Consider the following 23,522-nt stretch of genomic DNA (forward strand, 5'->3'; position numbering starts at 1 on the left):
TATTCCTTGAAATTATTTGAATGGACCCTTTCAAAAAAAGACGGATAGCTAAGATAATAACTTATTCTGTATTACACAATAGTATTTAAGAGATTTTTTTACTTCTTTTTTTTAACAATTGAAGATACATCTATTTCCTTTTTACTTAAATTAATATAGTCGTATTTAAGTTTTGATGGTTGTTCTTTTAAATTTCCAGCTAAAAAAGCTCTTTGAAGAATATCTTCAATTAAATAATCTTCTGGATTTTTTTCTGGATTATATTTATCCTTCAACGAAAGTTTAAACATACTTGCCGTTGTATTATACCAAAATGCCTTCCAACCACTTCGTAAATCTTTAACAACATCATATGTTGTTTCTCCAGTTTGCCTGTGAATTAGTTTAATTAAAATCCTTCCTTCAGTTCTTGTAAGCTTTTTTAGTTGATCTGTAAATTCACCTTCCATGTATTTTTGAACTCTAATAGTATATTCTCTTTTTTTACTTTTAGATTTTATACTATCTCTTCTTTGGTTTAAGACTGTTAATCTTTCTGAAGCCAATTTAGCGTATGGATAGGCTTTTAAAACTTTTTTTCTAAACCAATAATAATACTTTTGGTCGTATGCTGTTTTAAACTTCACTTTCTTCAACAACATTATTTCATCTAATTCTATTAATAAGGTGTCTCCTTCAAAAACAATATATTGATCAGACAAAGGAATTGAATCTGTATTTTGTTGAGAATATAGGTTTATACTTATAATAAGTATAAATAAAGTAAGTATTATATGTAGGTGTTTATTCATAAATAATTTATCAATCAAAAAGAGCGCCAAATTTACGTAATTCAAATTTCTATTTCAAAAATTGTTTCGCTATTTTAAAACGTAAAAGAAATGGCAAAATTTTATGGGTAGATAACATTTTACTATCTTCGTTTATTCAATAATATAATAAATATGAGTAAACAAATTTTAAATAAAAAGTCGATTGACTTTTTGGAAAAGTATTTAAATAATGCATCTCCTACTGGATATGAAAGTGAAGGTCAAAAAATATGGATGGAATATTTGAAACCATATGTTGATACATTTATTACGGATAACTATGGAACTGCAGTTGGAGTTATTAATCCCGATGCTGAATTTAAAGTTGTAATTGAAGGACATGCCGATGAAATTTCTTGGTATGTAAATTATATAACTCCTGAAGGATTGATATATGTGATAAGAAATGGAGGAAGCGATCATCAAATTGCGCCATCTAAAATTGTTAACATACATACTAAAAAGAGCATTGTAAAAGGTGTATTTGGTTGGCCAGCAATTCATACAAGAATTAGTGGAAAAGAAGAAGCGCCTACTTTAGACAATATTTTTATTGATGTTGGTTGCAAAAAGAAAGAAGAAGTTGAAGCTTTAGGCGTTCACGTTGGTTGTGTAATTACGTATCCTGATACATTTTTTATTTTAAACAAAACTAATTTTGTTTGCAGGGCTATTGATAACAGAATGGGTGGTTTTATGATTGCTGAAGTTGCGAGATTATTAAAAGAAAATAAAATTATACTTCCTTTTGGTTTGTACATTACCAATTCTGTACAAGAAGAAATTGGCTTAAGAGGTGCAGAAATGATAACTCAAACTATTAAACCAAATGTGGCAATAGTAACTGATGTTTGTCACGACACCACTACTCCAATGATTAATAAAAATAAAGAAGGAGAAACAAAATGTGGTGACGGACCAGTTATTAGCTATGCTCCTGCTGTTCAAAATAATTTAAGAGAATTAATTATTGAAACTGCCGAAGCAAATAAAATTCCTTTTCAACGTATGGCTTCATCTAGATCTACCGGAACAGATACTGATGCTTTTGCATATAGTAATGGAGGCGTTCCATCAGCATTAATTAGTTTGGCTTTGCGTTATATGCATACAACTGTTGAAATGGTTTCTAAAGATGATGTTGAAAATGTGATTAAATTAATTTATGAAACACTCTTAAAAATTAATCCAAAAGAAGGTTTTAGCTATTTTAAATAATTTATAGAGACAGCTTCGGCTGTCTTTTTACTTTTTATATGGATGAATATATTGACATATTAAATGATACCGGTGAAGTTTCAGGAAAAACCTGCTTAAAATCTGAAGCGCATAAAAAAGGCTTGTTTCACCAAAGTGTGCATATTTGGATTCTAGATTTTGATAAAAATGTTTTAATTCAAAAAAGAGCTTCTAATAAAGATGTTTTTCCAAATTTATGGGATGTTTCTGTTGCAGGGCATATTTCAGCTGGAGAACAACCTGAAATTTCTGCTATAAGAGAAATTGAAGAAGAAATATGTTTATCAGTTTCAAAAGATGAATTGAAATATATTGGTACTTCAAAGAAGAAAATAATTCATAAAATTGATTTAATTGACAATGAATTACACCATATATATATATGTATAGTGAATTTTGATTTTAAAGCACTAAAAATTCAAGTTGAAGAAGTGTCTAAAATTAAAATAATGAAACTTGAAAACTTAATTACGGCTGTTTTCAACGAAAAAAATAATTTTGTCCCACACGGAAAAGACTATTATACTTTTGTGTTTAATGAATTAAAAAAATTGTATATTTGAGATTAGTTTATCTTCTATAATAAATGATTCTTAAAAAGAACATATCAAACTTAACAAAAACATACAGGAAACTGTTTGAATGTTTGATGTTTTTTGAACTCTCCATATAATCAACTACATAAAATTAGTTCAATCTTTTGTATCATTATTTTCAGTTTAAAGCTGAAATTTAGTTCCTAAATTATACTATGGAAGCAAATCAAAAAGTATTAAAACCAGAAAGACCTGCGTCTGCGCAAGGTAATTTTTACCAACCAATAACCAATGCTGTTGGACCAGGAATGAATGAGCGCATTCAAAAGCTTCGAAAAATTAGTTTTGAAACAGAACCTTCATTATCTATTGAAAGAGCCTTAATTCAAACACATTTTTACAAAGAAAACTTCGGGAAATATTCAATACCAGTTTTAAGAGCATTAAATTTTTTAGAAATCTGTAAACAAAAATCAATTTATTTAGGCCTTGGTGAGTTAATAGTTGGTGAACGTGGACCAAAACCAAAATCAGTGCCAACATTTCCAGAATTAACGTGTCATAGTGTTGAAGATTTTAATGTGTTAAACACACGTGAAATGCAGCGTTATACAATTTCTCAGCAAGATATTGATACCTACAAAAAAGAAGTAATTCCTTACTGGAGTGGGAAAACAATGCGTGAGAGAATTTTTAGCCACGTTCCAAAAGAATGGCGTAATTTATATGAGGCGGGTTTGTTTACGGAGTTTATGGAGCAACGTGCACCTGGGCATACAGCGTTAGACGGGAAAATTTATGAAAAGGGAATGCTCGATTTCAAAAAACAGATTCAAGAAGAAATTAAAAAACTAGATTTTTTAAATGATATTGAAGCTACAGATAAGAAGGAACAATTAGATGGAATGTTAATTTCTTGTGATGCTGCAATTGTTTTTGCAGAACGTCATGCAGATTTAGCTACAGAATTAGCTTCAAAAGAAAAAGATGACCAACGAAAAACGGAATTATTAAAAATTGCGGAAGTTTGTCGCAGGGTACCTGCAAATGCTCCAAGAAATTTTTACGAAGCCATTCAAATGTATTGGTTTGTTCATTTAGGGACTATTACTGAATTAAATGGTTGGGACGCCATGAATCCTGGTCATTTTGATCAACATTTAACGCCTTTTTACGAAAGAGAATTAGCAGAAGGAACTTTAACCAGAGACGAAGCAAAAGAATTATTAAGCTGTTTTTGGATTAAGGTAAACAATCATCCTGCACCTCCAAAAGTAGGAATTACAGCCAAAGAAAGTGGAACGTATAATGATTTTACAAATATTAACATTGGTGGTGTAAAAAAAGATGGCTCAAATGGTGTGAGCGAAGTTTCGTACATAATGTTGGAAATTATTGAGGAATTACACGTACTTCAACCTGGAAATTCTGTACATATTAGTTCCAAAACGCCAGACCGTTTTTTAAAAGAAGCTTGTAAAGTAATTCGTCAAGGACACGGTTATCCTTCTATTTTCAATCCAGATATTTATATTCAGGAAATGTTGCGTCAAGGAAAATCGTTGCAAGATGCTCGAGAAGGTGGTTGCAGTGGTTGCATTGAAGTGGGCGCTTTTGGGAAAGAAGCGTATATTTTAACAGGCTATTTAAATGTTCCAAAAATAATTGAAATTGCCTTGAACAATGGAGTGAATCCACTTACAGGAAAACAAGTAAGTATAAAAACTGGAGATCCCAACAGTTTTAAAACCTATAAAGAATTGTACGATGCGTTCTTAAAACAACTGAACTATATAGTAAATCAGAAGGTTTTAGTAAGTAATTATATTGATAGAATGTTTGCAAAATACAGCCCAGCTACCTTTTTATCGGTAGTTATTGAAGATTGTATTTCAAAGGGAAAAGATTACTATAATGGCGGTCCAAGATACAATACAAATTACATTCAATGCACAGGTTTAGGAACGGTAACAGATAGTTTGTCTGTTTTAAAGAAACACGTTTTTGAAGATAAAACTTTTTCAATGAATGTCATTTTAAATGCCATAGCTAAAAATTTTGAAGGTGAGGAAATTTTAAGGCAAACCATTATAAATAATACACCTTTCTATGGAAATGATAATAATTATGCCGATGATATTGCATTGCAGGTTTACAATGATTTATTTGAAGCAATAGATGGGAAACCAAATACAAAAGGCGAAACATTTCATTTAAATATGCTATCTACAACGTGTCACGTTTATTTTGGAAAAGTAATGGGAGCAACTCCAAATGGACGTTTGGCGCAAAAATCAATTTCTGATGGGACTTCACCGTCACACGGCTGTGATGTTAATGGACCTTCGGCTGTTATAAAATCGTTAACTAAAATTGATCAGGTGAAATCTGGTGGAACCTTGTTAAATCAACGTTTTTTGCCAAGTTTATTAAAACGCGATGAAGATATTATAAAATTAGGTCAATTAGTTAGAAGCTATTTTGCTTTAGGAGGACATCATATACAATTTAATATTGTAGATACAGCAACGTTATATGCAGCTCAAAAAAATCCTGAAGATTATAAAGATTTATTAGTGAGAATGGCTGGTTATAGCGATTATTTTAACGATATGAATATTGATTTACAGCAAGAAGTTATTGAACGAACCGAAAATGAATCGTTTTAAATGAGTACAGGTTTAATTTTTGATATTAAAAAATTCGCCATTAATGATGGACCCGGAATTCGCTTAACCGTATTTTTTAAAGGATGTAATTTAGAGTGTAAATGGTGTCATAACCCAGAAAGCATGTCTCCAAAAGCGCAAAAAATGTACAATGCTAAAAAATGTATTGGCGCGCTAAGTTGTATTGAAATTTGTCCGAATAATGCTTTAAAAATGACTCCAGATGGTATTGTAACAGATTATAACGTTTGTAATTTATGCGGTAAATGCGCTGAAGTTTGTCCTACCAAAGCTTTTGAAATGTTGGGTTCGGAAATTCCAATTGCTGAATTAATGAAAAAGATTGATAATGAAGCTATTTTCTTTGATCAATCAGGTGGTGGTGTCACTTTTTCAGGCGGAGAACCTTTAATGCATTCAGTATATTTATTGGCGGCTTTAAAAGAATGTGGAAAAAGAATGTATCACCGAGTTGTGGATACCACAGCATTTTCAAAATTAGAAACAGTATTGGAAGTTGCCAAACATACCGAACTTTTTTTAATTGATTTAAAGGTGATGAATTCTGAAAAACATAAAGAATTTACGGGTGTTGGAAATGAAAAAATTCTTTCAAATATAGTTGAATTGGCTAAAACAAAATGTGAAATTATTTTTAGAATTCCGCTGATAGAAGGAGTGAATACTTCTGAAGAAAACATATTGCAAACAGCTTTATTTATAAATTCTTTAGAAGGAAATAGACGTGTTGTAAACTTATTACCTTATCATAATATTTCAGAAAATAAGCATGTGAAATTAGGAAATTCATCCAATTATATAACATTTAAAACTCCCACAGCTATTGAAATAAAAAAAATAATATCAATTTTTGAAAAACAAGGAATTACAGCAACAATTGGAGGATAATTATTTAAAAATAACCTCAGTAAACAATGTCAGAAATGCTATGTTTGCAAAACTCAAAATTTCACTTAAAAAATTAAATGATTATACTTAAATTTTTATTAAGCTTTACCAGACTTCTATTATTTTTCCTTTTAACATTATCTGTTTTTTGTCTGCTTGCATTCACTAATTTATTTTATAAAAATAAATCGAAGAAAGTTGAACGAGGAATTGTTTTTAGGCGTACAAACATTAGAATATTACACTATATTTTAAATTCAAAAATTACAGTATACGGAAAAGAACCTTTAGTTTCTGGATTAATTATATCTAACCATAGAACTTACTTTGACCCTATTGTTATTTTAAAAAATATTTTGGCATACCCTATTGCTAAAAAAGAAGTTGAGTCCTGGCCATTGATTGGAAATTTTGGAAAAGCAACTGGTGTTATTTTTGTAAAAAGAAATTGCAAATATAGCAGAGAAGAATCGCGAAACCAAATAAACACCGTTTTAGAAAAAGGTTTTTCAATATTAAATACTCCTGAAGGAACCACACACAAAGAATCAACTACTATTCGGTTTTTACCTGGCGCTTTTAACTTAGCAGTTCAATTACGTGTTCCTGTAATACCAGTTGCTATTGATTATAAAGATATAAATGATGCTTGGGTTGGTGACGATACTTTTATCCCTCATTTTTTACGTTGTTTTAGCAAATGGAAAACTGAAATTAAAGTGAGTTATTTAGAGCCCATTTATTCAAATAATGCCGATGAATTAATAATTGCTTCAAAAAAACAAATTGATGCAGAACTAATTAGATTTAGAAAAGAATGGAATAATTAAAATTATTTTGCCCAATTAACTTACCTTGTTTTCTTATTTATAAAGGTTAATATTTAAAAACGCTTCATTAAAAAATCCTATTTTTGCAACTTAAATAGTTAATCTCAATTGAATTTTCTCTATGAAAAACACCATTGCCGAACGTATATTCGATTTTTTAAAAGATTATCCACCTTTTAATTTAATTTCAAAAGAGACTTTATTGGAAGTTTCTAAAAGTGTGGAAATTCAATATTTTGAAAAAGATCAAATTATATTTAATCAAAATGATACACCACACGAACATTTTTACATAATATATGAAGGTGCAATTAGGCTTTATAGATTTGTTGATAATGAAAAACACAATTTAGATATTTGTGATGAAGGTGATTTATTTGGATTGAGACCTTTAATAATGCAAGAAAGTTATTTAATGGGTGCCGCTGCCAATGAGGAAACCATATTATATGGAATTCCTATAAGTTTATTTAACAGCATAATTTTAAATTATCCAAAAGTTAGTCAGTTTTTAATAGCAAGTTTTGCCACCAATACACGAGATCCTTTTTCTGATAAGCATAAAGGAAAATTATTTGCCAATGTTTCTTCTATTCAAAAAATAGAAAATAGCTTTGCTGAAACACAATCGGCTAAATACAGTAAAAATCCCATAACTTGTAATGTTGAAACTTCCATAAAAGAAGCCTCAATAATAATGACAAAGCACATTATTAATTCTATAATTGTGGCAAAAGACAATATTCCTATAGGAATTATTACGGATAAAGATATTAGAACAAAAATTGGAACAGGTATTTTTAGTATATTGGATCCGGTGAGCAAAATTATGTCTAGCCCGGTAGTAACTTTTCCTGAAAAAATTACGGTGGCAGAAGCTCAAATTGCCTTGTTAAAACACAAAGTTTCACATATTTGTATCACCAAAGATGGTACAGACCAATCTGAACTTGTTGGAATTTTAGCTGAGCACGATTTAAATATTCTTCAAACAAATAATCCCATGTTTTTAGTGCGAGAAATTAAATATGCCCAAGATGCCGAAACTTTAAAGCATATTAGAACCAAAGCTTCCGAATTAACAAAAGGTTATTTAGAGCAAGAAATACCAATTTATTTTATAACCAAAGTAATAACTGAAATTAATACTGCTATAACAAAAAGAATTATTCGCTTGGCTGTAAAAGAATTAGGTCAGGATCCACCAGTGGCATATGCTTGGTTAGCAATGGGAAGTCAAGGAAGAAGTGAACAATTATTAATGACCGACCAAGATAATGCATTGGTTTTTGAAAATGTTGAAGATGAAGATTATGAACGTGTAAAGGAATATTTTTTAAAGTTTTCAACTATAATAACACAAAAATTAAACATTGTTGGCTTTGAATATTGTCCGGCAAATATTATGGCTAGCAATCCAAAATGGTGTTTATCATTAAAAGAATGGAAAGCGCAATTTAAAGATTGGGTAAAACATCCTACTTCAGATAAAATTTTGTTAAGTATTATCTTTTTTGATTTTGAATATATTTTTGGAGATAAAGAATTGTACAACCAAATGTCTGAAAGTGTATTTAGATACATTTCAAAAAAACAAACTTTTTTAGGCTTCTTAAGTAAAGCAACTTTAGACAATCCTCCTCCATTAGGATTTTTCAAACAATTTTTAGTAGAGCAAGATGGAGAAAACAAAGATCATTTTGATATAAAAAGTAGAGCAATTAGACCTTTGGTTGATGCTGCCCGAATTTTTTCATTACACCACAGTTTAAAAGTGAATAATACTATTGCTCGTTATGAAAAATTGATGGAAGAAGAACCTCAAAACAAAGATTTGTTTGAATCTTGCGCAAATGCTTTTAAAATTCTGTTGCAATTTAGAACTTCACAAGGGTTGGCAAATAAGGATAGTGGAAAATTTGTTGACATAAATAACTTGAGTAAATCTGACCGTTTAAAGCTCAAAAGTTGTTTTAAACCCATAAAAAACATTCAAGATTCATTAAAAATACGTTTCAACGTTTCTCAAATTCCATAAACAATGTTCAACTTTTTTAAGAAAAAAAAATATCCTGAATATTGGCAAAAACATATTAATGCCGTAAAAAATAGCAGAAATTATTCAAATTATGAAAGTATCCGGTTTGTATGTTTAGATACTGAAACTACGGGTTTTGATTATGATAATGATCGTATTTTATGCATTGGAGCTGTTGCTATTAAAAATAATAAAATTTTAGTTTCTGACTCATTTGAAATTTATATTCAGCAAGAAGTATTTAATAAAGAAACTATAAAAATTCACGGAATTAGAAGAAATGGTACCGAGAAAAAAGTTAGTGAAGAAGAAGCTATCATTCAATTTTTAGAATATTTAGATGATGCTGTAATTATTGCGCATCATACCAAATTTGATATTACAATGATTAATGAAGCCTTAAAAAGGCTGAAAATTGGACCCATAAAATCTAAACAATTAGATACTAATTTTATTCATAAAAAAATTGCACAGGGAAATTGGTTTAAAAAACTGTTTAGTTTAGATGAATTGTGTGAAATTTATAACATAAAAATGCACGATAGGCATACAGCCTCTGGAGATGCTCTATTAACTGCCTACGTTTTTTTAAAATTGACTTTTAAATACAAAAAAAACAACGTACTTAATTTAACCGACCTTATAAATACCAACTACTATTTAAACAAATAAATAGCTTTTTTTACTATTGCAAATTTTGTAACTTTAAAGTTTACACCGCTTTAACAGATTATGAAAAATACCATTGCCGAGCGCATCTTCGATTTTTTAAAAAACTTCCCTCCTTTTGATGTTTTAGAAAAAGAGCAATTATTTAATATTGCTTCTAACGTAAAAGTAACTTATATTGAAAAAGATTCGTTTGTTTTTAGGCAAGATGAATTACCGCATCAAAATTTTTACATAGTAAAAGATGGTGCTATTGGTTTGTATAGAACTATGGAGTCCGATCATATTTTAATAGATATTTGTGATGAAGGTGATATTTTTGGCTTGCGCCCAATAATACAAAACGATCATTATTTAATGAGCGCCAAAGCCAATGAAGAAACTGTTTTGTATGCTATTTCTGTTGAAATTTTAAAAGAAATTATAAAAACAAATGAAAAAGCTAACAAATATATTATTGCTAGTTTTTCATCAAATATTAAAACACCTTATGCAAAAACCAATAATGGTCAGTTGTTTGCGAATGTAAATTCTTTAGAAACAAATAATGCTTTTTCAGAAGTTCAAACAGCGCAATACAGTAAAAATCCTATTACATGTTTAAAAAATGCTACCATACAAGAAGCTGCATTAATAATGAGCGACAAAAAAGTGGGCTCTATTTTAATTGTTGAAGACAAAAAACCAATAGGAATTATTACCGACAAAGATTTACGATTGAAAATTGCCACAGGAATAATCTCAATTGACAAAAATGTGAGTAAAATTATGTCGTTTCCAGTGATTACTTTTCCTGAAAAAATCACCATTGCTGAGGCTCAAATTGCCATGATAAAACATAAAATTACACATTTATGTATTACAAAAGATGGGTCGCCAAATTCAGAATTAGTTGGTATTTTATCGGAACATGATATTGTTGTGTTGCACGGAAATAATCCTTCTGTGCTAATTAAAGAGTTAAAACGTTCAAAAAATGTTGAAACTTTAAAATATGTTAGAGAAAAATCAGCTGAATTATTAAAAGGTTACATTGAACAGAATATTCCAATTACATTTATTTCAAAAATTATTTCTGAAATTACCGATGCTATAACTATAAAGGCTATTGAACTTTCTATAACTGAAATGAAAACTGAACCACCTGTAAAATTTAGTTGGTTAGCGTTAGGAAGCCAAGGTAGAAAAGAACAATTATTAATTACCGATCAAGATAATGCCTTGGTTTTTGAAGATGTTTCAGAAGAAAATTATCAAAAAACGAAAAATTATTTTTTAGAACTTTCACAAAAAATTACTGAAAAATTACATTTTGTAGGTTATGAATTTTGTCCTGCTGATATGATGGCAAGCAACCCAAAATGGTGTTTATCACTTTCTGAATGGAAACAACAATTTAATAGTTGGATAACAAAACCAACTGAAGACGCAATTATGCTTTGTACCATTTTTTTCGATTATAATTTTGTGTATGGTGAAAAAGAATTGGTTACAAAACTTTCTAAAAGCATTTTTAAATCCATTCAATCCTTTGAAATATTTTTAAACTTTTTAGGAAGAAACGCTTTAAAAAACCCACCACCATTAGGCTTTTTCCGTCAATTTTTAATGGAACAAGACGGAAATCACAAAGATCAATTCGATTTAAAAAGCAGGGCTTTAATGCCTTTAATTGATGCTGCCCGTTTAATAACATTATCTCACAATATAAAAGACAAAAACAATACCATTTCTAGGTTTCATAAATTGGCTAAAATTGAACCACAAAACAAAGATTTATACCTTTCTTGTGCAGATTCCTTTAAAATTTTATTGCATTACAGAACCGAGCAAGGTTTAAAAAACAATGATTCTGGTAGATATATTAATTTAAATACACTTACCAAATTGGAAAAATTAAAATTAAAAGGTTGTTTTAAACCTATAAAAGATATTCAAGATTTATTAAATATTCGCTACAATTTAGCCCAAATGATGTGATGTTTAAATGGTTTACATATAAAACTTATCCCGAATTCTTTAAAACTTACCTAAAAAGTTTTAAAGAAAAACAGCCCAAATCTATTGAAGAAACACGGTTTGTAGTTTTTGATACAGAAACTACTGGCTTAGATTTAGCAAATGACAGAATTTTATCTATTGGAGCAATTGCCATAAATAATAATATAATTGAAGTTGCAGATAGTTTTGAAATCTATTTAAAACAAGACGCATTTAATGCTGAAACTGTTGAAATCCACGGACTTTTAAAAGATGGAAATTTAATAAAAACTACCGAAATTGAAGCCATTGAACAATTTATTAGGTTTTTAGGAAACTCAATTTTAGTAGCACATCACGCTGCTTTTGATATTGAAATGATGAACGCAGCATTAAAAAGAATGAAGCTTCCAAAATTGAGAAACAAAACAATTGATACCGGAATTTTATATAAAAAATTAGAAGGTAAAAAGGAAAATCATTTTAATTTGGACGTTTTATGCACAGAGTTTAACATTCCAAAACACGATAGACATACCGCATCTGGAGATGCCTATATTACTGCTCTTCTTTTTTTGAAAATTATTTCAAAACTTAAAAAAGAACGAACAGTTCATTATTCAGATTTGTTTAGAACTTCAAACCATAAAGGATTAATATAAAAAACGCTCCCAAAATTTGAGAGCGTTTTTTATTTAAAATTTAAAAACTACTTCACCAAAGAACCTTCTTTTATAGCTTCTACAACTTCTGGATTTAACAATGTTGAAATATCACCTAAATTTGAAGTTTCATTTTCAGCTATTTTGCGTAGAATTCTACGCATAATTTTTCCAGAACGTGTTTTAGGTAATCCTGGTACAAATTGAATTTTATCCAATTTGGCTATTGGACCAATAGTTCTTCCTATTAAATCATTAATTTCATGACGTAAAAAGTCTTCATTTTCTGGTTTTTCATACACAATTACATAAGCATATAATGCATTTCCTTTAATATTATGAGGGAAACCAACAACAGCAGATTCTACCACATTACTATGTTCATTAATAATATTTTCAATTGGAGCAGTTCCTAAATTATGTCCAGAAACAATAACTACATCATCTACTCTACCTGTTATTCTATAATTTCCTTCTAAATCTCTAAAAGAGCCATCACCTGTAAAATATTTTCCTTCAAATGCCGTAAAATAGGTTTCTTTATAACGTTGATGATTTCCATAAATAGTACGTGCAATAGATGGCCATGGGTATTTGATACACAATCTTCCTTCTGCAGGATTGGTATTTACTTCGTTTCCATGTTCATCCACCAAACAAGGTTGAATTCCTGGCAAAGGTCGTGTGGCAAACGTTGGTTTTGTTGGTGTAACTCCTGCCAATGGAGAAATCATAATTCCACCAGTTTCTGTTTGCCACCAAGTATCTACAATTGGCGATTTTTGTTTTCCAATTTTTTCATCGTACCAGTGCCAAGCTTCTTCATTAATTGGCTCTCCAACTGTACCTAACACTTTTATGGAACTCAAATCGTTGCGTTCAGTTAATTCATTCCCTTGTGCGGCCAACGCTCTAATTGCTGTTGGAGCCGTATAAAACTGATTTACTTTATACTTTTCTACAATTTGCCAAAAACGACTATAATCTGGGTACGATGGAACTCCTTCAAACATTAAAGTTGTTGCTCCAGCAGCCAGCGGTCCGTATACAATATAAGAGTGACCAGTAATCCAACCAATATCCGCCGTACAGAAATAAACATCACCATGAGTATATTGGAACACATTTTTAAAACTATACGCAGTATGCACCATATAACCTGCACACGTATGCACCATTCCTTTTGGTTTACCCGTTGAACCTGAAGTATATAAAATAAACAACATATCTTCCGCATCCATTACTTCCGCTTCACAAACTGCATCAACTTTTGCAATTTCATCATGCCACCAAACATCACGACCGGCTTTCATTTTAATATTTCCATTCACTCTATTTAATACAATTGAAGTTTCAATAGTTGGACAAGTTTCCAATGCTTCATCAACAATGGTTTTAAAATCTACCGCTTTGCTTCCTCTAAAAACGCCATCAGAAGTTAATAACATTTTACACTCAGCATCATTAATTCTTGTTGAAAGTGCAACCGCTGAAAATCCTGCAAAAACAACAGAATGCACCGCTCCTATTCTTGCACAAGCTAATACTGCAATTGCCAATTCAGGAACCATTGGCATATACACACATACTCTATCTCCTTTTTCTACACCATTATTTTTTAATACGTTAGAAAATTTACAAACCTCAGCATGTAATTCTTTGTATGTAAAAGTTCTGTTGCTTTCGTTCGGGTTGTTTGGTTCCCAAATAATGGCTAAATCATCACCTCTTTTTGATAAATGACGATCTAAACAGTTCTCTGTAATATTTAATTTAGCACCTTTAAACCATTCAAATTTTGGTTTCTCCCAATCAAACTCCACAACTTTATCCCATTTTTTACGCCATGTAAACGTATCTGCAATCTGAGACCAAAATCCTTCTGGATCATTAACACTGTGTTGGTATGATTTGTAATATTTAATGAAAGAATCAATTTTTAAATCATCTAAAGTTTCTTTTTCTTCTTCGGTTGCATGTTCAAATATTCCTATTTTATGTAATTTGAATTCATGCGTAATTTCATTAATAATTTCAGGATCATCAATTGTTGAAGGAATTGTATATTCAACACCATCTGCAATATTTCTTAATAATTTTCTAAGAATTTTTCCAGAACGTGTTTTTGGTAAACGTTGAACTAATAGTACCCTTTTTAAAGAAGCAACCGCTCCAATTTGTTTTCTAACTTCTTGAACAACTTTATATTCTAACTCAAAACTAGAAACATAATCACCCGATTTTAGAACCACTAAAGCCAAAGGAACCTGTCCTTTTAATTGATCTTCAATTCCAAAAACAGCACATTCAGCAACTGAAGGATTTGAAGCTACAATTTCTTCCATTTCAGCAGTTGACAAACGATGACCTGCAACATTTATCACATCATCTACTCTACCGGTAATATACACATAACCGTCATCATCCGTATAACCACCATCACCAGAAAAATAAAAACCTGGTAATTTCTTTAAATAACCATCCACAAAACGGTCAGTATTTCCCCAAATATTAAGCAAAGTTCCTGGCGGCATTGGCAATTTTACTGCTACCAAACCTTCTTCATTAGCTCCTAATTGTTTGCCTTCAGTATTTAAAATTTGAATATCGTATCCCGGAACTGCTTTTGCTGCAGAACCTGGTTTAACTGGTAATTGTTCAATACCCATCATATTAGATAACATTGGCCAACCAGATTCTGTTTGCCACCAATGATCAATTACGGGAATATTTAATTGTTCTTCTAACCAATTTAAAGTAGCAGCATCACAACGTTCTCCTGCTAAAAATTGATATTTCAAACAACTTAAATCGTACATTTTTAATAATTCACCTTCAGGATCTTCTTTTTTAATTGCACGAATTGCTGTTGGAGCTGTAAACATCACTTTTACATTATTTTCACTAATAATTCTCCAAAACGTACTTGCATCGGGTGTTTTTATAGGTTTTCCTTCAAAAACAATGGTAGTATTTCTGTTTAAAAGTGGTCCATAAACTATATAACTATGTCCAACAACCCAACCAACATCTGAAGCTGCCCAAAAAGTATCACCTTCTTCAACACCATATACATTTTTCATAGAATATTTTAAAGCAGTTGCATAACCACCCGTATCCCTTAAAATCCCTTTAGGTTTTCCTGTTGTTCCTGATGTATACAAAATATACAATGGATCAGTTGAATTCATTTCAACACAAGGCGCTGGTTCAGATTTTTTTACTAATTTTTTATAACTTATATAACGTTCAGTTTTTGGATTAATAGCTCCTAAATTACGTTGGTAAACAATAACTTTATCTGGTTTATGAGCAGCTAATTGTACAGCTTCATCCACCAAAGGTTTGTATGCTATTAATCGGTCAACTTCCATTCCAGATGTTGCCGTAATTATAGCTTTTGGCTTACAGTCATCAATTCTAATTGCCAATTCATGAGGAGCAAAACCACCAAAAACAACAGAATGAATAGCTCCAATACGTGCACAAGCCAACATACTAAATGCGGCATGAGGAATCATTGGCATATAAATAATTACCGTATCTCCTTTTTTAACGCCTAAATCACGAAGTCCTCCAGCCAAACGCTCCACCTGACTTTTAACATCATTATAAGTATAAGTTACTTTTTGTTGCGTTACCGGAGATTCATAAATAATAGCTACTTGCTCTCCATAGCCATCTTCAACATGTTTATCTACAGCTAAATAGCAAATATTTAATTTTCCATCTGCAAACCATCTATCAAAACCATTTTCATCTTTTGATAAAATAGTTTCTGGTTTTTTATACCATTTTAAATTATTGGATTGTTCCTTCCAAAATTCCTGTGGATTTTCAATACTGTGATTGTAGTGTTTTTGGTAACTCATACTATTATATTTTTATTGGTTATAACCCAATTTACATTGGATTCAAAAATTTTTATTTTAATAATTTATAGACTTCACTTACTAATTTTTTTGTTGAAAATGGTTTTGTAATATATTTATCAGCGCCTAATTGCATACCTAATTCTATATCCGACGCTTTGTTTTTTGCCGATAAGAAAATAACTTTAATATCATTCAATTTTGGGCTTTCTTTTAAAAAACGCAATACTTGATAACCGTCAACATTTGGCATCATAATATCTAGCAATATAATGTCTGGAATTTTTATTTCTGCAATTTCTAGTGCTTCCGCGCCATCTCTTGCTATAAAAACTTCAAAATTTTCTTTTGAAAATAAGTATTCTAATGACATTACAATATTTGGTTCGTCGTCTACTATTAATATCTTTTTCATTTTAATTGGCATTTATTGGTAGTGTAAATGTTATTTTTGCTCCCATAGGCTTTACATTTTCAGCCCAAATTTTACCGTTGTGACTTTCAATAATTTGTTTACTAATTGCTAAACCTAAACCGCTACCAACGGGTTTTAAAATTGTTTGATTTTTAGATTGATAAAATTTATTGAAAATAGAAACTAAATCATCCTTTTCAATTCCTCTTCCATTATCTTCTACCGAAACTTCAATTTTATTTGAATTTACGTAGGTAAAAACTGAAACCAAACCACTGTTTTCTGTTGAAAATTTTATGGCATTGGATAATAAATTAATAATTACCTGTTGAATTCTATCTTCATCATAAAACAGCTGAGCTGCTAGAATTCCTTCACAATTTATTTTAATTCCTTTATTAAGTGCTAATTGTGAAACTGATTCTACAGATTTTAGAATTGTATTTTCTATTGAATTTAATTTTAAATCTAACTTTTCTTTACCAGTAGCTAATTTTTCTAAATCTAATATATTATTAATCAACCTACTAACACGATCGCTTTCATTTAAAATACTAGATAAGAATTTATTTTTAGTTTCTTTGTCAATATTTTCATTCTCTAATAATATTTCAGAAAGTGCTCTAATTGAAGTAATTGGCGTTTTTAGTTCGTGAGAAACAGTATCTAAAAATTCATCTTTTTGCTTGTCGCGTTCTTTCAACTCTTTATTAGATTCTTTTGCTTTTTGAGTTTCATCTAAAATATTTAAAACTTCAGGTAAACTAATTTCCTCTTCTTTTACTACCGATGAAATTAATATTCTTGAAGAAGCACTTCCTATACTTCCAGTTAATAATTTTTCAGAAAAATTTACCAATCTTGCATCGGCTAACTGTGTGTTTTTATCAATATTATATTTCATATAAAACAAATTCAACGCTCTTTCAGTTCTTTGTTCACCTAAAAACCGAGTTAACACTTTTCGTAAATCTTTTACGTAAGCTTCGCCTTTCCATACATAAGCATCTTCGTGTAATAATGCATATTTTGTGCTATCAACATACATTTCTGCAAAATTTCGTTCTCTATAATTTCCAACTACACTTACAGATGCAACTGCATACACCATAATATTAAAAAACATGCTCCAAAAAAAAGCGTGCGGAACTGGTTCAAATAGCTGTAAACCAAAAAGTTCATAAGGCTTTAAAAAAGTAACACCAAATAATCCTTCATTAATAAAAGTGCTTGAAATTAATTGATAATCAATTGTAAAAGGAATTACTAGCGTATAAATTGTTATTATAAACCCAACAATAATACCATATTTTGCACCTTTTGATGAACCTCTTCTCCAAAATAACCCTCCAAAAAATGTTGGTGCCAATTGTGCAATTAATACAAATGAAATTAACCCTATGGAAACTAAAGATCTTTCTAGAGTAAAACTTCTATAAAAAAAGTACGCTAATACAATTAATGAAAAAATAGCAATTCTTCTAATATTTTTAATGGATTCGGTATTTTCTTCAGATTCGCTTTTACTATATTTTTTTAGAAATCCGTACGGAATTATTAAATTATTACTTAACATGGTTGAAAGTGCTAACGTTGAAATTACCACCATAGAAATTGCTGCAGAAAAACCACCTAAAAAAACTAATAATGCTAAAAATTCATTTCCGCTTGCTAATGGTAACATTAGTGTAAATAAATCCGCATCAACTTCTTGATTTTGAAAAATTACATTTCCTCCCCAAGCAATAAAAATTACAAAAACATTAAATAATAATAAGTATAAGGGAAACAACCAAGTTACCTTTTTTAAATATTTTTCGCGTTCATTTTCAACCACAGTTACCTGAAACTGTCTTGGTAACAACATAATTGCTATCATAGATAACAAACTTAAAAAGAACCAGTTAAAACCGCCTTCTAGTCCATTTATAGTTTGTTGCGCCTCAAAATTTGGTAATATAGATGCTTGATTATAAATATCTGTTGGCCCATTAAATAAATAAAAAGTTACATAAATTCCTATCGCTAAAAAGAATACTAATTTTATAATTGATTCTAAAGCTACGGCCGTAATAATTCCTTTATGACGTTCAGAAGCATCTGTATGTTGCGTTCCAAAAAAAGCAGCAAATATGGCTAATAAAATGGCAATATAAAAAGTAGTATCATTTAAAATGGAATTTGAAATAATATTGTGATTTGTAATTACATTAAACGTTTCTGAAATTGCTTTTAACTGTAATGATATATATGGTACAATTGCTAACACACAAACTACAGTTACTAAAGCTCCTAAAAAACGATTGTTTCCATAACGCAATGAAATAAAATCTGCCAAAGAAGAAATCTTATTTCCTTTAGAAATTCTTATAATTTTTCGCATTAAAATTATCCACGTTGGAATAATAATAATTGGTCCTAAATAAATAGTTAAAAACTTTAACCCTGAAGTAGCTGCTAAACCAACACTTCCGTAATACGTCCAAGCGGTGCAATAAACTGCTAATGAAAGTGTATAAACATATGGATTATTAACCCATTTGCTTTTTGAATTTTTTTCAGCCCAATAAGCAACATAAAAAATAAAACCTAAATAAACTATTATAACAAATATCACCAAAAAACTACTCATAATATTTTTTTAAAATGATATATGAAACAATTATACTAACTATCCAAACAAAAAATATGTATAGGTAAATTAAAGGAAGACCAATAACTACCGTATTGCTATTAAAAATTAAAATAATAGGAATATTTAGTAAGCATAGTAGACTAAATGCTAACACTATTAATTTTTGTTGGTGACGTTTTTTCATTAAATAAATTTATTCCTAAATAAATAAAACAGCACTATAAAAATATAGTGCCGTTTTATACTAACTATTTACTAATGACTGCTTGCTTCCCCTGCTCCAGAAGGTATTCTAATATGTTCAACTATTTCTTGAACATGTTGAGGTGGTTCTGGTGTTAATCTAGATACAACTAATGAAACAACAAAGTTTACAATCATTGCTACGGTTCCAAACCCTTCCGGTGAAATTCCAAACCACCATTCGCTTTTATCTGGCATTTCTCCAATCCAACCTAACTTATATTTTGCCATATAAAAGAACATTAAAGACAATCCAACTATCATTCCTGAAATAGCGCCTTCTTTGTTCATTCGTTTATCAAAAATTCCTAATAAAATGGCTGGGAAAAATGATGCTGCTGCTAAACCAAAAGCTAATGCTACCACTGCGGCGACAAATCCTGGCGGATGAATCCCAAAATAACCTGCAATTAAAACTGCTACAAAAGCACTTAAACGCGCTGCTAATAATTCTCCTTTTTCTGAAATATCTGGTTTTATAATTTTTTTGAATAAATCATGTGAAATTGATGAAGCAATTACCAAAAGTAATCCTGCTGCTGTTGATAAAGCTGCGGCTAAACCACCTGCTCCAACTAATGCAATTACCCAATTTGGTAATTGTGCAATCTCTGGATTTGCCAACACCATAATATCTTGATCAATTGTTAGTTCATTAATTTCTTTGTCTGCTACATATTGTACAATTCCGTCAGCATTTTTATCTTCATAATTTAATAATCCTGTTTTTTCCCAATTATTAAACCACTGTGGTAGTTCTTCATATTTAGTATTACTAACCGTTTCAACCAATTTAATTCTTGCAAAAACTGCAACAGCAGGAACTGTAGTATATAAAATAGCAATAAAAAGCAATGCCCATCCTGCGGAAACACGTGCATCTTTTACTCTTGGTACAGTGAAAAAACGAACAATTACATGTGGTAAACCTGCTGTTCCAACCATTAATGCAGTTGTAATAGCAAATACATCAATCATAGATTTGCTTCCGGAAGTATATTCATGAAAACCAAGTTCTGTTGATAAACCATCTAATTTATCTAATAAATAAATACCATCTTCACCAGTTCCTCCAAAACCTAATTGCGGAATTGGGTTCCCTGTCATTTGAAAGGAAATAAATATTGCTGGAACCATAAAGGCAAATATTAATACACAATATTGTGCAACTTGCGTGTAGGTAATTCCTTTCATTCCACCCAAAACAGCATAAAATAAAACGATAGCCATTCCTATATAAACGCCTGTATTGATATCTACTTCTAAATAACGTGAAAAAACAATTCCAACTCCTCGCATTTGCCCAGCAACATATGTAAATGAAACAATTAATGCCGCTATAACTGCCACCACACGTGCTGTGTTTGAGTAATATCTATCTCCAATAAAATCAGGCACCGTAAATTTCCCAAATTTTCTTAGGTAAGGCGCTAATAATAAAGCCAATAAGACATAACCTCCGGTCCATCCCATAAGATAAACAGATCCATCATATCCTTGAAAAGATACAATTCCTGCTAATGAAATAAATGATGCTGCCGACATCCAGTCAGCTGCTGTAGCCATACCATTCATTATTGGAGGAACTCCTCCACCCGCTACATAAAATTCTTTTGAAGATCCTGCTCTAGCCCAAATTGCAATTCCTATATATAGTGCAAAAGTTAGTCCAACAAGTATCCATGTCCATGCTAATATTCCCATGATTTAATTTTTTAAAGATTAATTATTCGTCTACACCGTATTTTTTATCTAATTTATTCATCAATTTTACATAGACGAATATTAAGATAACAAACACATACATTGACCCTTGTTGCGCGAACCAGAAACCAAGTTTAAACCCAGCAACTTTGATGGTATTTAACTGATCTACTAATAAAATTCCAAACACATAGGAAACTAAAAACCATATACTTAGCAGAATAGCTAAATAACCAAGATTTTCTTTCCAATATGCTTTCATATCTGTTTTTGACATAATTGTAGGTTTTAAAATTTATAAATTGCTGTTGTTAATAATCTGAAATTATTTACTGGATCAACGGAAGATGTAATATCTCCATTTCCATCAATTGAACCATATTGAGCGTTGGTATATTCACCTTCAACACCTATTGTTAAAGCACCAGATTTCCAGCCAATTCTAGGTGCAATTCTAAATGCATTTTCCACAGTTCCTAAAAACCCATTTACATAAGTTATAGCTTCACCAAACCCACCATTTTCAGCATATCCACCAAATAATCCCCATTCCATAGTTTCCGAAAAATCACCGCTAAATTCTGTCCACATAGAAAGCGTTTTATTATTAACAAAATCACCATTTGTAGCAGTTCCAAAACCACCAATTTGAAGTAAATCTGTCATATTCTGACCAAAAGTAGCCTCTCCTTTCCAGGTAGAACTACCCAGTTTAGTTCTAAAATAACCAATAAATGCCGTGCTTGTTAAATTATCATCTCCTAAATTTGGCTGACTAGATTTAACATTAAAACCAATACCTCCTAAAGTTTCGGAAGCTTTCCCAAATTGTAATTGCGCATGAAATTGTGGAATTCCAGATTTACTTACACTAGCTCCTCTGGTTTGAAAATCTCTTTCTGTAAATAAAACTCCAATAAATTTAACATTTCCTTTTGTAGTGATGCGCAATTGAGGATTTCTAGAAAATGGCTGAAATGGTACACCTGTATTAAATGAATAAGTTCCCGGAAAAACAGCGGTTACAAACATCGGGTGCCAGTATTGCCCCATTAAAATTTCAATTTTATCATTGGATAGTTGTACAAATGCATGCCTTAAACGCAACTCACCTATTGAGGCATCAGAATTACCAAAAAAGGCAGCTTCAATTGCTCCAGACGTTTTCATGCCAAAAAAGTCGGGCCCGGAAATTGCAGCTTTTAACCTTGTTTGAATTGATAAAATATTGAAGTTAGATTGATCATTCAAGTCCTTCCCTCCAACTAAATTTTCTGCTGCTGGTAAAATATTAAAGTGTCCTTCTCGAGCATTTACTACCTGACGCGTGTCGTACATAAAGTCGGTTTTAACAAATCCACTCCAATTTATACCGAATTTTTTGTCAGCAGTGTCTGACTGACCATAACTGAAGCAAGTAGCTATTAATAAAGCAATTAACAGTACTGAAAGTTGTTTTTTCATAATGTATATTTGGTTAGTTAATTAATTATTGTTAAAAATTAATTTTAACCATCACAATATGAAAATAAAAAAGTGTGAGAAGAAATTCTATATATATATATGCTAATATACTATAGTTACTCCTTAAATCGCTCCCACCTTATCAACATAAATTTATCACCAAGTTCAGTAACAATAACACCTGCACCTATTAAATTTTTATTATCGGCAAAATATTTAGCGAGTTCTGTGGCATTTAAAATTTTATAAGTAGAGTGATATTCAAAGCTATATGGTCTTTTTACATTGTATTTTTTCACCCAATTGATAATACTCACATGTGAAATCCCTAGAATTCGTTCAATTTCTCTATAACTCAATCCTTCTAAATATAATTGCAAGGCTTTGTTAACATAATAGGAGTCTATCTGCTTTCCAATTTTATTTACAGTAAAATAATAACCGCATTTTTTACATTTATAACGCTGTCTATCTTTAATAACACCACTCTTAACATATTGGTCTGAAGTACAATTTGGGCAAAACTCAATATTCATATATATTATTTTTGCATAAATATATTAATTTAGCATTTTAAAACAAAACTTAATTCAAAAACAGCGCAAAATTTACTTATAAAATTTTTTAACGCCAATAATTAAAAATTTCCAAAAACTGACGTTTTTGAATTTTCAATACATTTTAATTAAATTTTATGAATCATTTTTTTTACATAAATCATAAAATGATAACCAAAATTTAACGATTTAATTATTAATAACAATTTCAAAATTATATTATCACAATTACAACGTTTTCGTAAAATCATTCACATTCTGAAACTAATTTCTCTATTTTTGTAAACA

The 23,522-nt window shown here is 30.4% G+C and carries 17 protein-coding genes; 9 read left to right on the plus strand and 8 right to left on the minus strand.

Features of this window, described 5'->3' with window-relative positions; translation table 11 throughout:
* Window positions 1-98 precede the first annotated feature (98 nt).
* Window positions 99-791 (minus strand): DUF4294 domain-containing protein, encoded by a 693-nt coding sequence (locus JEY78_RS09710; protein ID WP_291850228.1) that lies wholly within the window; start codon window positions 789-791, stop codon window positions 99-101.
* Between the two features lie 153 nt (window positions 792-944).
* On the opposite strand from JEY78_RS09710, the gene JEY78_RS09715 reads away from it, so the two are divergent.
* The 9 genes from JEY78_RS09715 (at window position 945) to JEY78_RS09755 (ending at window position 12,344) form a co-directional block, all read left to right on the plus strand.
* Window positions 945-2,030, plus strand: a complete 1,086-nt coding sequence (locus tag JEY78_RS09715) for a M42 family metallopeptidase (RefSeq protein ID WP_291850231.1) — start codon at window positions 945-947, stop codon at window positions 2,028-2,030.
* A gap of 38 nt (window positions 2,031-2,068) precedes the next feature.
* On the plus strand, window positions 2,069-2,614 hold the full coding sequence (locus JEY78_RS09720) for an NUDIX domain-containing protein (RefSeq protein WP_291850234.1): 546 nt from the start codon (window positions 2,069-2,071) through the stop codon (window positions 2,612-2,614).
* Window positions 2,615-2,802: 188 nt separating this feature from the next.
* On the plus strand, window positions 2,803-5,256 hold the full coding sequence (gene hypD / locus JEY78_RS09725) for a trans-4-hydroxy-L-proline dehydratase (RefSeq protein ID WP_291850236.1): 2,454 nt from the start codon (window positions 2,803-2,805) through the stop codon (window positions 5,254-5,256).
* The gene (locus JEY78_RS09730) at window positions 5,257-6,165 is read left to right on the plus strand and encodes a glycyl-radical enzyme activating protein (RefSeq protein ID WP_291850239.1); all 909 of its coding nucleotides are present in this window, start codon (window positions 5,257-5,259) and stop codon (window positions 6,163-6,165) included. It begins immediately after the preceding gene.
* A 77-nt stretch (window positions 6,166-6,242) separates the two neighbouring features.
* Window positions 6,243-6,995, plus strand: a complete 753-nt coding sequence (locus JEY78_RS09735; RefSeq protein ID WP_291850242.1) for a 1-acyl-sn-glycerol-3-phosphate acyltransferase — start codon at window positions 6,243-6,245, stop codon at window positions 6,993-6,995.
* Window positions 6,996-7,116: 121 nt separating this feature from the next.
* Entirely contained in the window at window positions 7,117-9,033 is a 1,917-nt protein-coding gene (locus tag JEY78_RS09740; protein ID WP_291850244.1) for a DUF294 nucleotidyltransferase-like domain-containing protein, read from the plus strand.
* Window positions 9,034-9,036: 3 nt separating this feature from the next.
* Window positions 9,037-9,705 carry a PolC-type DNA polymerase III gene (locus JEY78_RS09745; protein ID WP_291850247.1) on the plus strand — a complete coding sequence of 223 codons (669 nt, stop codon included), beginning with the start codon at window positions 9,037-9,039 and terminating at the stop codon, window positions 9,703-9,705.
* 60 nt (window positions 9,706-9,765) lie between these two features.
* On the plus strand, window positions 9,766-11,682 hold the full coding sequence (locus JEY78_RS09750) for a DUF294 nucleotidyltransferase-like domain-containing protein (protein ID WP_291850250.1): 1,917 nt from the start codon (window positions 9,766-9,768) through the stop codon (window positions 11,680-11,682).
* Entirely contained in the window at window positions 11,682-12,344 is a 663-nt protein-coding gene (locus JEY78_RS09755; RefSeq protein WP_291850252.1) for a PolC-type DNA polymerase III, read from the plus strand. The genes JEY78_RS09750 and JEY78_RS09755 overlap by 1 nt, the downstream gene beginning before the upstream one ends.
* 47 nt (window positions 12,345-12,391) lie before the next feature.
* Here JEY78_RS09755 and acs read toward each other — a convergent pair whose 3' ends face one another.
* From acs to JEY78_RS09795, 7 genes are all read right to left on the minus strand, one after another.
* The gene (acs, locus tag JEY78_RS09760; RefSeq protein ID WP_291850255.1) at window positions 12,392-16,216 is read right to left on the minus strand and encodes an acetate--CoA ligase; all 3,825 of its coding nucleotides are present in this window, start codon (window positions 16,214-16,216) and stop codon (window positions 12,392-12,394) included.
* 52 nt (window positions 16,217-16,268) lie between these two features.
* On the minus strand, window positions 16,269-16,631 hold the full coding sequence (locus JEY78_RS09765) for a response regulator (RefSeq protein WP_291850258.1): 363 nt from the start codon (window positions 16,629-16,631) through the stop codon (window positions 16,269-16,271).
* Window position 16,632: 1 nt separating this feature from the next.
* Entirely contained in the window at window positions 16,633-19,263 is a 2,631-nt protein-coding gene (locus JEY78_RS09770) for a sensor histidine kinase (protein WP_291850261.1), read from the minus strand.
* Window positions 19,264-19,521: 258 nt separating this feature from the next.
* The gene (locus JEY78_RS09780) at window positions 19,522-21,213 is read right to left on the minus strand and encodes a sodium:solute symporter family protein (protein WP_291850268.1); all 1,692 of its coding nucleotides are present in this window, start codon (window positions 21,211-21,213) and stop codon (window positions 19,522-19,524) included.
* A 22-nt stretch (window positions 21,214-21,235) separates the two neighbouring features.
* Window positions 21,236-21,490 carry a DUF4212 domain-containing protein gene (locus JEY78_RS09785; protein WP_291850270.1) on the minus strand — a complete coding sequence of 85 codons (255 nt, stop codon included), beginning with the start codon at window positions 21,488-21,490 and terminating at the stop codon, window positions 21,236-21,238.
* An 11-nt stretch (window positions 21,491-21,501) separates the two neighbouring features.
* Complete coding sequence (locus tag JEY78_RS09790; RefSeq protein ID WP_291850274.1) at window positions 21,502-22,677, minus strand: hypothetical protein; 1,176 nt, start codon at window positions 22,675-22,677, stop codon at window positions 21,502-21,504.
* 116 nt (window positions 22,678-22,793) lie between these two features.
* Window positions 22,794-23,213, minus strand: a complete 420-nt coding sequence (locus JEY78_RS09795) for a helix-turn-helix domain-containing protein (RefSeq protein ID WP_291850277.1) — start codon at window positions 23,211-23,213, stop codon at window positions 22,794-22,796.
* Window positions 23,214-23,522 lie beyond the last annotated feature (309 nt).

This window comes from Lutibacter sp. (assembly GCF_016342705.1).
In the GTDB taxonomy this organism is placed as follows: domain Bacteria; phylum Bacteroidota; class Bacteroidia; order Flavobacteriales; family Flavobacteriaceae; genus Lutibacter.